Raw genomic sequence first — 278 nt, 5'->3', positions numbered from 1 at the left:
TCGATCAGCAGCAACGTTTAGTGGGTATTGTGACCTATGATGATGCAATGGATATTGCGACTGAAGAGGCGACAGAAGACTTTTTAAAATCAAGTGCTGTCACTTCTTCTCCTAAAATGAGCATTAAAACAGCACCGATTCATTATCTTTATAAGAAACGTGTGTTTTGGTTGGTCATTTTGGTATTTGGCAGCTTATTGTCTGGCTTTGGTATCGCACATTTTGAAGATATCATTGCCAAGAATATTGTTTTGGTGTTCTTTTTGCCTTTGCTTGTC

The 278-nt window shown here is 38.1% G+C and carries 1 protein-coding gene; it reads left to right on the top strand.

The annotated features are described in order from the left end of the window. Nucleotides 1-20 precede the first annotated feature (20 nt). On the top strand, nucleotides 21-278 hold a 258-nt coding region (locus tag FLQ44_RS16530), incomplete at its 3' end, for a magnesium transporter (RefSeq protein ID WP_206208934.1).

It is taken from the genome of Vogesella mureinivorans, from assembly GCF_007644035.1.
Taxonomy (GTDB): domain Bacteria; phylum Pseudomonadota; class Gammaproteobacteria; order Burkholderiales; family Chromobacteriaceae; genus Vogesella; species Vogesella mureinivorans.
Note: the sequence above shows the minus strand (reverse complement) of the source record. Positions and strands in the feature narration are given on the sequence as shown.